General features: G+C 39.8%; 10 protein-coding genes. 6 read left to right on the forward strand and 4 right to left on the reverse strand.

The window, feature by feature from the left end:
* The first annotated feature begins 13 nt into the window (after positions 1-13).
* Complete coding sequence (locus tag GTQ43_RS33130) at positions 14-1,123, forward strand: hypothetical protein (protein ID WP_265276971.1); 1,110 nt, start codon at positions 14-16, stop codon at positions 1,121-1,123.
* A 14-nt stretch (positions 1,124-1,137) separates the two neighbouring features.
* Here the strand turns inward: GTQ43_RS33130 and rppB are convergent, their stop codons facing one another.
* From rppB to GTQ43_RS33145, 3 genes are all read right to left on the reverse strand, one after another.
* Positions 1,138-2,553 carry a two-component system sensor histidine kinase RppB gene (rppB, locus tag GTQ43_RS33135; RefSeq protein ID WP_265276973.1) on the reverse strand — a complete coding sequence of 472 codons (1,416 nt, stop codon included), beginning with the start codon at positions 2,551-2,553 and terminating at the stop codon, positions 1,138-1,140.
* Positions 2,540-3,244 carry a two-component system response regulator RppA gene (gene rppA / locus GTQ43_RS33140; RefSeq protein WP_094343065.1) on the reverse strand — a complete coding sequence of 235 codons (705 nt, stop codon included), beginning with the start codon at positions 3,242-3,244 and terminating at the stop codon, positions 2,540-2,542. The genes rppB and rppA overlap by 14 nt, the downstream gene beginning before the upstream one ends.
* Positions 3,245-3,509: 265 nt before the next feature.
* A complete protein-coding gene (locus GTQ43_RS33145) occupies positions 3,510-3,995 on the reverse strand; it encodes a DUF2808 domain-containing protein (protein ID WP_265276974.1) in 486 nt (161 codons plus the stop codon).
* A gap of 601 nt (positions 3,996-4,596) precedes the next feature.
* On the opposite strand from GTQ43_RS33145, the gene GTQ43_RS33150 reads away from it, so the two are divergent.
* The 5 genes from GTQ43_RS33150 (at position 4,597) to GTQ43_RS33170 (ending at position 10,436) form a co-directional block, all read left to right on the forward strand.
* Entirely contained in the window at positions 4,597-5,310 is a 714-nt protein-coding gene (locus tag GTQ43_RS33150; protein WP_265276975.1) for a DUF305 domain-containing protein, read from the forward strand.
* 297 nt (positions 5,311-5,607) lie between these two features.
* Positions 5,608-5,802, forward strand: a complete 195-nt coding sequence (locus tag GTQ43_RS33155; RefSeq protein ID WP_094343062.1) for a heavy-metal-associated domain-containing protein — start codon at positions 5,608-5,610, stop codon at positions 5,800-5,802.
* A 262-nt stretch (positions 5,803-6,064) separates the two neighbouring features.
* Complete coding sequence (locus tag GTQ43_RS33160; protein WP_265276977.1) at positions 6,065-8,347, forward strand: heavy metal translocating P-type ATPase; 2,283 nt, start codon at positions 6,065-6,067, stop codon at positions 8,345-8,347.
* 3 nt (positions 8,348-8,350) lie between these two features.
* A complete protein-coding gene (locus tag GTQ43_RS33165; protein ID WP_094343060.1) occupies positions 8,351-8,860 on the forward strand; it encodes a cupredoxin domain-containing protein in 510 nt (169 codons plus the stop codon).
* Between the two features lie 319 nt (positions 8,861-9,179).
* Positions 9,180-10,436, forward strand: coding sequence for an ISAs1 family transposase (locus GTQ43_RS33170; protein WP_265270955.1), 1,257 nt, complete (start codon positions 9,180-9,182; stop codon positions 10,434-10,436).
* 117 nt (positions 10,437-10,553) lie between these two features.
* Here the strand turns inward: GTQ43_RS33170 and GTQ43_RS33175 are convergent, their stop codons facing one another.
* Positions 10,554-11,048, reverse strand: a complete 495-nt coding sequence (locus tag GTQ43_RS33175) for a hypothetical protein (RefSeq protein ID WP_094343059.1) — start codon at positions 11,046-11,048, stop codon at positions 10,554-10,556.
* Between the last annotated feature and the right edge of the window lie 7 nt (positions 11,049-11,055).

The following is an 11,055-nucleotide window of genomic DNA, read 5'->3' on the forward strand; positions in this document are numbered from 1 at the left end:
GCTGGCAGAACAGATGGAAATTACGTTTTCGTTTGAGCATGATTATGAACTGCCAAGCGTTGCATCACCACAGGATATTTATGTTTTGAGTGTTCCTTTCGGTGCAGGTGCGATTAAATGGAAAGAATCTTTAGAACAAAAGGGAATTAAATTTGATGCCACTATTCATCCTCAATTACCTCTGATTGAATTTGCTTTGAAAGACTTATCTCCCAAAGTAGTTGATAAATTAGCAGCTAAATTTGGCGAAAACATTAACGATTTAGATGACCTTAATATTCCGAAGGATTTGAGAATTATCCCTCCAGCAGATCATAGTTGGGCAACATCACGTCAGGATTCAGGTGTTGGTGCTTTGGCATATAACCTGTTTACAGAGGAAGTATGTCAGCAGCTTCAGGATTTTCAGTTTGATGAAATTAAAGTGTTGGGTATCAAATACAATGACTTCGCCAATGAAAACTTTGCTAGTAAGCAATGGAAAAAGCGCAGCGTTACTTTGGAAGTAGGAGTTTTTGAGTTACCCGAATCACACCCAGAGTTTTATCGTTACAACGGTACACCGATATTACAGATTGATGGCAAGAATTTAGGCACTTTTGCTCCTGACAGTCCGAAACTGCCGATTGGTGCTACATTTGCAGCTACTTTGCAACCAGATGGCTCTAGTGTTATCCTCAAGGTTAATCCTGAGTCAATCAATCTGCCAGAAATTCCATTACCGGAATCAGAACCAAAGTTAGATACTGCTGGGCAATTCCGAGCCATTCACCGTGAACTGTGGCGTAAAGAAATGTTTGATAATTTAGTAGGAGCGATCGCTACTACCTACGAACAGCGACAAGCCAATCAATCTGCAAGTAATGAAATTGAGCAGTTTAAAATTGGTAGCCATTGGACTGCTTATGTGCAACCCAGTGGTGATTTTATTGTGCGTAATGAGGGTAAGCGGACGATTTGTCGAGGCAATCTACAGACGTGTGAGGAGATATTTCCACTTTCAGAAGAACGTGCCAGTGAGCTAGAAGCGATGATTTTAGAGAGAGAGCGATTACTTCACAGAAAACATGAGTTATCAAACAATAGACACCATATTAGCAGTCAGGATATAGAGTTGAACTGAAGTCGCAAAGGAGATTATGTTCCACGCCGCCTGTACCAAATCCTGAGAAGTGGTCGAGTGAAGCGATCGCTCTTTAACGGAGTAACATCCAAAGGTAATTGAACTGTAAAAGTGCTGCCTTTACCTAATTCGCTTTGTACATTTAAATTACCTTGATGTGCAAGAACAATAGCTTGAACAATGGCTAGTCCCAAACCAGAACCGCCAGTGTTACGAGAGCGATCGCTACTTACTCGATAAAAGCGATCAAAAATCCGCGTCAGTTCGTGTTTCGGGATACCAATCCCTGTATCTTGAACTTTAATTACAGCATTATAGTCGTTGCGATCTAAGAAAACTGTTACTTCCCCACCTCTAGGTGTATATTGTATTGCATTGACAATTAAATTAGAAAACAAGCGATAAAGCTGGTCAGAATTACCTATAATATTCAGAGGTTGATTCACTTGTATTAAAGATGTCAGCTTTATCCCTGCGGCAGTTGCGATCGCTTCAAATTCCTCAATTAAATCACTAACAATATCAGTTAGACAAGAAATTTCATATTGTAACTTTTGGGCTTGTCTATCCATACGTGCCAACATTAATAAATCAACAACTAAAGTAGTTAGTCGCTGATTTTGACGCTGTATAGTTTGCAAAATATCCCGTGCTTCTTCTTCGTCTAGTTGAGACATTAAAAGTGCTGATTCCACGGTTGCACCTGTCGCAGCTAGAGGTGTTCGTAATTCATGGGCTGCATCTGCTGTAAACTGTTGAATTTGTCGGTAGGATTGATAAATTGGCTGCATAGCTAATGCTGATAACCACCAACTAGCACCAGCAATCATACCCATTGCCACTAGCAACCCTAACACCAAAATTAGTTTTACACTATCCAAGTAATGATTAAACTCTTGTAGACTTCGCCCTACCTGCATATATCCCCAGTCTTGATAATTTTGGGTATGCAGTGCTAGGGTAATTTGATGGTAATCCTTACCTTTACTATCTTTGAGAAATTGCCAAATTTTTGGATCAAAAACATCAGGTAATCCCTTGGGATAATAACCAGCATTAGCAACTAATTTTCCTGAAATATCAAAAAAACGTATATAGTAGCTAGTTTTAGTAACAATACCAAGAAGATGGCGTTTAGAATGCGGATGTTTTTGAATACAATTAGTAGCTTGAATTCCACAGTTATCTAGATTTGGGAATAACTGATGCGCTAAAGGTTTCAAATCTCCAGGCGACTGTAGTTTTAATTCAATACTATCGTGCAGTGTCCCCCCCACAGACTCGATTTCACTGTCTAAAGCCACCACATGAGCATGAAACACTGCTCGATAGAAACCGAAAGCAGATATGCTTAAAATTAAACCCATAACGATCGCATAATACAGAGCCAACCGAATACGGGTAAGTCGAAACAGCTTATTCTGATTCATTGGTGAAATTCAGACGATATCCCATACCGTGCAAAGTTTCTATCAAATTAGGACAGTCGCTATTGCTGAGTTTGCGACGTAATAAACGTATTTGTGCCGCCACTACATTACTACTAGATTCCGCATTAACTTCCCAAATTTGATTGCGAATTTGTTCAGTAGTGACAATCTGCTTGGGGTGCTTCATAAAATATTCCAATAGTTGGAACTCTTTATTAGTTAAAGGAATGCTTTGCTGTTCGCCTATACTATTTTGTCTTACAACTGTACTATTGCCGTAATCTAGAGTCAAGTTACCAACAGTCAATTGTTGAGGTTGGAAATGTGGAGAGCGGCGCTGCAAAGCCCGCAATCGTGCTAGCAATTCTACCATGCCAAAGGGCTTCACTAAGTAGTCATCTGCACCTGCATCTAAGCCAGTAACCTTATCTTCCATTCTATCTTTAGCGGTTAGCATCAAAATAGGAAGAGGATTTGCTTGAGAACGCAGTCTTTTACACAGTTCTAAACCACTAATTCCTGGAAGCATCCAGTCAAGAATTGCTACTGTATATTGTGCCGAACTATTTTCTAAGTAAGCCCATGCTTCAGTACCATCCATTACCCAATCAACCAAGTATTTTTGTTGATTTAAGGTACGCTTGATAGCAGTCCCTAAATCTGGCTCATCTTCGACTAGCAGCACCCTCATATCAAATTCAGTAGTTTAAGGTTCGTTGTAAATTTGTGATGTAAACATAGTTTGCAATAGGGTTGTCCCCTAATAAATAATGTTACAGAAGTTTATGAAATTAGGATGAAATTGCTATGAAACCACATCTATTTTGAGAACCATACTTTTTAAAAGTAGTAGGAGCATCTTGCTCCCTGCTGGTAGTAGCGGGCAAGATGCCCGCACTCCTGGTTTCAAAATGGACGAGGTTTAAATATCATAATTTGCTATCTAAACTTGTGGCTTAGTAGAGACGAAACGAAGCCACACCTATGGGAATTTCTGCATCAATGCCAACCTCTTTAGCCGAGAAGCTGTAGACAGAACCATTACCAAGATTTTGTCTTTTTATTTTCTTAAGCTCAATCTCAAACTTAGTGTTAGGAGCAACTGCTTCGGGGAAAGCTAGTAGTATTATTTGACCGTTGACAGATATATTGGTGTTAACCTTATGTTGATTTTCATCAACAACATCAATATTGCTAACGTCATTACTCACAGTTACATTATTTGGAACTTTGATAAGTATTTGGGTAATAGCTTTGCTATTTTTGGGAACGTGTAAACGGAAAGTATGTCTAAAAATTCCCCAGCGTGTGGGAGGGAATTGTGCATTTCCATCAATATGGATAACTCTACCATCATCGGTTCTAGTACTTGCATAGCTAGGAGCAATAATAGCTGTGCTACTCAGAGTCAATATAACAGCGTAAATTAATAACCTCTTCATATTTACCTCCAAAATAATTAAATACGTTAGCTAAAGTGCAGGTTCATGCTTTATTAGTGAATCTGCTCTTAATAGATAGATCAAAATTGGGCAAAACCACAAAATACTACCTTTAGACAGCTATTGATCAGGATAAATAGGCAGTTAATTTGACATTATCAGATTCAAGTTTTCTGTGATGTTCTTGCTGAAGAGATATGCTACCTCTATCTAATAGCATGACAAGTCCTAATGAAATTAGGATGAAATTTTCATACTTGTAACTAAAATATATAAATAAAATAAAGCTTGCAGAAAAATCTCATAATCTGTTAAATAAAGTCTTTATCATACCTAAATGAAATCAGGATGAAATTTATACATTTTCTTAGGAATAAATTAGCATCATGTCATTAGATAGATGCTCTTACGCCGACAATCGTCTAACGTGAATTATTAGAAGTATAACTACAGCTTCATAACTGATTCATTTAGTTAGTTAGGAAGAAAATTATGACTCAAACTACGTAATCTATCTTTAAAACTTGCATTCAAGCTTATTTAGAATCCCCTGAAGCTGAATATATGCTACCCAATTTACCTTTGAATAAAAGTCATTAAAATGAATAACAAAGTTTTAACTTACAGTCTTGTTACTCTACTGACAAGTACCACTATTACAGCTTTTTCCATTATTGAGAGCGCCAAAGCCAGCGATCGCAATCAAGTTAAAGCTCCCAATCCAACCAGTACAAGCCCTATGCCTGGTGGAATGAACATGAGGGCTGACGTAGATAAGTCGTTTATTGAAATGATGATTCCTCATCATCAAAGCGGTATTGAAATGGCTCAAATGGCTTTGAACCGAGCTAAAAGCCCTGAAGTCAAAAAGCTGGCGCAATCCATAATTTCAGACCAAACCCGTGAAATTCAGCAGATGCAAACTTGGTACAAGCAGTGGTATGGCAAAGAAGTCCCTAAAAACGTCATGAATATGGGTACAGGTATGGGCATGGGTAGAGGTATGAATATGGGTGCAGGTATGAATATGGGCGAAGCAATGAAAACTTGTATGCAGCAGCAAAATATGGAGATGATGACAAGCTTGCAAAATTCGTCTGACTTTGATCAGGAATTTCTCCGTCAAATGACTCGCCATCACCGAATGGCGACAATGATGAGTGGTATGGTTGCCAACAGTGCTAGGCACACCGAGGTGAGAAATTTAGCTCAATCCATTGTCAAGAGTCAAAGTACTGAAATTGCTCAAATGCAGCAGTTGCTCCAACCAATGAATACTCAAAATCGAAATACTCCTACTCGAACGATTAAGTAGTAACTCAATTTCTCCAAAAAGGACTGAACTAGCTGAAAGTGCGATACTTTTGACTTCATTAAAAAGAATTTTGCAAAATCCCTTGACTCTCTAGCCAGCTAGAGAGTCTAAGATAAATTCATGAAGTAAGAGATTTCAGACAATCTCAAGCTGTAGTGGTTCGTGTACTTACAGTTATGCCGTCTGAAACAGCAATCAAAGAAGCGTGCTAGTTAAAGCCGTAAAGCATTTGAGCCTTCAAATACTGATTTTCTTAAATCCATTTTTTTATTATCTAAGTTCAAGGTTTCTAACGTTATGACACTCCAAATAACAGTTCCTAATATGGCTTGCTCTGCTTGTGGAGACACCATTACTAAAGCAGTCAAGACAGTTGATCCTACTGCTACAGTTCAAGCAGATCCAAAAACAAAAATCGTCTTAGTGGATACAAATGCTTCTGAAACAGTTATTAAGGAAGCAATTACTACTGCTGGCTATTCTGTTACTTAAAAGCGATCGACAAATAAAAGTAGAGCAAGATATAGCCTAAGCCACCCATTTAAAATATCTGAAACCCTTGCGAACAGATAAAGGACTGGCAATTGAATAATGTACCAATCATTTATGATTTTTCTGCTTGATATCAATTATCTGACTGGTACTTTATTTTTAGGCTAGTTCCTATTTACAAATTACGTTAGCGTACCCCTCCGGGGATCTTGCTACGCGCAGCGTCTCCTAGAGAAGTGGGGCATAGCCCATTATTTTAACTATGGATACTCTAAGTCTTAAACTTCGAGGCATGAGTTGTGCCTCCTGTGCCAACAACATTGAAGAAGCAATTAGCTCTGTTCCGGGGGTGAGTAATTGTAACGTCAACTTTGGCGTGGAACAGGCTACTATCCAATACGATCGCAAGCGCACCAATCTAGAAACAATCCAAGCCGCCATAGATGCTGCTGGATACTCATCTTACCCACTCCAAGAACAAGAAATGATTACGGGAGAAGATGATGCCGAAAAAAACGCCCGTGAAGCAGAATTACGCACACTTACCCGTAAAATTGTTGTAGGATCAATCCTCAGCACTTTGATTCTACTAGGGTCAATTTCTGCCATGACAGGGCTAAACCTGCCTGGGATTCGCGCATTATGGTTAGATAATCCGTGGGTACAATTGGTACTAGCAAGCGCTGTTTTGTTCTGGTGCGGTGCAGACTTCTTCAAAAATGCCTGGAAAGCCTTTAAACGTCATACAGCAACGATGGATACCTTGGTTGCAATGGGTACTGGGGCAGCCTATTTTTATTCACTCTTTGCTACTGTTTTTCCCGGATTTTTTACCTCTGCGGGACTGATGCCTGATGTTTACTATGAAGCAGCAGCAGTTATTACCACCTTAATTCTGCTAGGCAGGCTATTTGAGAATCGCGCCAAGGGGCAAACTTCTGAAGCTATCCGCAAACTCATCGGTTTGCAACCCAGAGATGCCAAAGTAATCCGAGATGGGAAAGAAGTTAATGTTCCTATCCAGGAAGTTCAAATTGGTGATGTAATTTTGGTGCGCCCAGGTGAAAAAATTCCGGTTGACGGAGAAGTTATAGAAGGTGCTTCTAACGTTGATGAAGCGATGGTGACTGGTGAAAGTTTGCCAGTCAAAAAGCAACCGGGGGATGAAGTAATTGGAGCCACAATTAATAAAACAGGTAGCTTTAAATTCCGAGCAACCCGCGTTGGTAAAGACACTTTTTTGTCTCAAATTGTCAAAATGGTGCAACAAGCTCAAGGCTCTAAAGCACCAATTCAACGTTTAGCAGATCAAGTAACGGGATGGTTTGTGCCAGTAGTTATGACCATTGCGATCGCAGCCTTCGTTATTTGGTTCAACGTCATGGGCAACTTGACGTTAGCCCTAATCACCACGGTAGGAGTGCTGATTATCGCTTGTCCCTGCGCTTTGGGTTTAGCTACTCCAACTTCAGTCATGGTAGGAACCGGCAAGGGAGCAGAAAATGGTATTTTAATTAAAGGTGCTGAAAGTTTAGAACTCGCTCATAAAATCCAGACTATTGTGCTGGATAAAACTGGAACTTTAACACAAGGAAAACCCACTGTTACTGACTTTGTTACAGTTAACGGCACAGCTAATGGTAACGAGTTAAAACTTTTGCAATTGTCAGCGTCTCTAGAACGAAATTCAGAACATCCATTGGCTGAAGCGGTGGTTAGGTATGCCCAATCTCAGCAAGTGGAACTGACAGAGGCTAATAAATTTGAAGCGATCGCTGGAAGTGGTGTTCAAGGCATAGCTTCAGACCACTTGGTACAAATTGGTACTCAGCGTTGGATGGCAGAATTAAATATCGATACCCGCACCCTCCAAGAGGGTAAAACCTCTCTGGAAGCTGCGGGTAAGACAGCTATTTTAATTGCTGTGGATGGGCAAATTCAAGGCTTGATGGGAATTGCTGATGCACTCAAACCCTCTTCAGTAGCAGTTGTGAGAACGCTACAAAAGTTAGGTTTAGAGGTAGTTATGCTCACAGGGGATAATCACAAAACAGCAGAAGCGATCGCTAGTGAAGTTGGGATCACACGAGTATTTGCAGAAGTTCGACCCGACCAAAAAGCGTCTCAAATACAAGCATTGCAAGCAGAAGGGAAAATTGTCGCAATGGTGGGTGATGGTATCAATGATGCGCCAGCACTGGCTCAAGCTAACGTGGGGATTGCAATTGGTACAGGGACAGATGTAGCGATCGCAGCCAGCGATATCACCCTGATCTCTGGAGACTTGCAAGGTATTGTTACTGCAATTCAATTGAGCCGTGCCACTATGCAGAATATCCGCCAAAATCTCTTCTTTGCCTTGATTTACAACGTTGCTGGGATTCCCATTGCTGCTGGAGTTTTGTTTCCGATCTTTGGCTGGTTACTCAACCCAATGATTGCAGGTGGGGCGATGGCTTTTAGTTCCGTTTCTGTTGTGACTAATGCCTTACGGTTGCGTAACTTTAAACCAAAACATATCTCAAGTAATCGTGGAGTAATTTAGCAAATGTTCAACAAAAGTAAGATTTTTGGCAGTATTGCCGGGTTAGGATTTATGTTTGGTATTGCGTCAAATGTAGCAATAGCAGAAATGCCAATCCATTCATCAGAACAGACCAATCAATTTCGCCGCATTGAGCAACCACTAGCATTAAAAATTGGTGTTACTTTGGGCGGCTTAGGATTAATTGGATTAGAACTGTGGTGGTTTCTATTGAGTAAAAATAAAGCTGCAAAAGCTAATCTCGGTCAAGGGATACAGGAGTTAACAATTAATGTAGATGGCGGTTATGAACCTTCTCGTGTAATTGTGAAATCTGGTCTACCTGTACGGCTAAATTTCTTTCGTAGCGACCCTAGTAGCTGTTTGGAAAAAGTGTTGTTACCTGATTTTCATATTGCTCAAGATTTGGCTCTCAATCATGTTACTCCCATTGAATTTACACCTCCCCAACCAGGTCAATATCAATTCACCTGTGGAATGAATATGTTTCGTGGTGTGGTAGAAGTCCAGTAGTGAGGTAACAATAAACTTTACCTACTATTATTTTTCTTTGTTGTTCATTCAACAATTAATGCACTGATTGTCAAACCACAGATAAATATAGACAAACTATCTATATTACAGTACGGTTCAGTTAACGAAATCATAAGGGGTTTAAACAATTTAAATTTCGTTAACTATACAGGGTAAGCGCATCTAATTTGGTATAAAGAAAACTTGACAAGTTCTAGAAGATAGTATTAATGAATGTGTAAAAAATAGACTTGACGACCGAGCAAGATCAATGAGATGAATTCAATTACTCGATTGAAAATCTCCTGGAGCCAAATTGATGTCAGAGGGCTTTGAAACTAAATCTGCTGATAGTGTCAAAAATACTCGTTGTCAGCCAAAATCAAGAAAAATAGCAGACATTGGCAGTATTCAACAAAGTCTAGTTGAGCATTTCTCGGATATCAAAGACAAGAGAGTAGAGCGGACGAAGAAACATCAATTCACAGATATCTTAGTCATCGCAATTTTAGCAATCATAGCTGGAGCACAAGGGTGGGAAGACATCGAGAATTATGGCATCAGCAAGCAAACATGGTTAGAAGAGTTTCTGGCATTACCAAATGGTATTCCCTCAGATGATACATTTCGACGAGTGTTTGAGTTGATCGACCCAGAAGCATTAAATCGATGTTTCTTGAGATGGGTAGAAACCCTAATCACAAACATGGGAGGAGAAATTATCCCCATAGATGGAAAGACAATTAGGGGTTCTTATGACCGCAATCAAGGTCAAAGCGCACTCCACCTTATAAGTGCCTGGGCGAGTGAGCACAGTTTAGTGTTGGCACAAGTGAAAGTAGAAGATAAATCCAATGAAATCACCGCCATTCCAGCACTGTTAGAAATGCTAGACATCTCTGGCTGTATCATCACCATTGATGCAATGGGAACACAAACCGAAATTGCCAAACAGATTATCGCCAAAAAAGCTGATTATGTCCTGGCACTGAAAGCCAACCATCCCATGCTCTATTCTCAAGTCAAAGAATGGTTTGACAAAGCGCAAGCAGAGCAATTTTCGGGGATTAATGTTAGTTATGACAAACGGATTGAAAAAGCACATCATCGCACGGAAATTCGTGAAGTTTGGACTGTACCCATTGCGGCTATCGGTGAGCTTTATCAACCCAAATTATGGGCAGGTTTGCAATCTCTAGTTATGGTTGTCCGTGTTCGTCATCTTTGGAATAAAACTACTCGTGAGGTTCAGTTTTATCTCACTTCTTTAAACAGTGATGCTCAAATTATCGGTCGGGCTATCCGAAAACACTGGGGCATTGAAAACGAGGCTCACTGGACTCTCGACTGTACTTTTGCAGAAGACGCTTGTCGCATTCGTTCTTTCCACAGTCCCCAAAATTTTGCTCTTTTACGACGCTTCGCTCTCAATGCTCTTAACCGTGAACAGACCTACAAACGTAGTCTTCGTCAAAAAATGAAACGCACCGCTATGGATAACAATTATATGATTCAGGTTCTCAGTTGTTTCATTGACAATACTTTAGATTCTTCTGATTCCTTGTGTCAAGCCTGATTGAGATGCTCTTACCCTGGTTAACTATAGTGTCTGAAAAACCCTTAAATGAACCGTATTGATCTATATTCATCTTTATTTATCTATGGTTTTTCAGCTAATCATTTTATGAAAAATCTATTGATTAAAAGTAAACCTGCCGTTTACTTTTTCACCTTTAACATCGGCAGTTACTTTTACCTGATATTGACCAATTGCTTTTTCAGTTAACTGTGCTGTGTAATGTTTTCCACTAGCATCATAAGCAAGAGGAACTGTCTTTTGTTTTCCATCAGGTAGCTGAACTTGAGCCGTTACTTTTGCATCAGGTACTGTTTGGTGATTGTCACCTTTTAGCACATATAAATCCATGTGAGTTGCACTTGCTTCTTTCTCAGGAACAAATTCTAGATGATAACTTCCTGTTTCTACAACTTGACCTCCATGAGATTCACCATGCTGACTATCTGTTTTAGTGACAGGTGAAGCTGAAATAGATGGGGTTTGGGCGTTTGAGGTAGAAGCGGCTGGACTATTTTCTGTATTAGCTGCTTTATTATCGTTACTGCAAGCTCCTAAAAATAGTAGTCCTACACTTCCAAGAATAATTAAGCTAGATTTAAGTGATTTCATTGGTTTA

The organism is Nostoc sp. KVJ3 (genome assembly GCF_026127265.1).
Taxonomy (GTDB): domain Bacteria; phylum Cyanobacteriota; class Cyanobacteriia; order Cyanobacteriales; family Nostocaceae; genus Nostoc.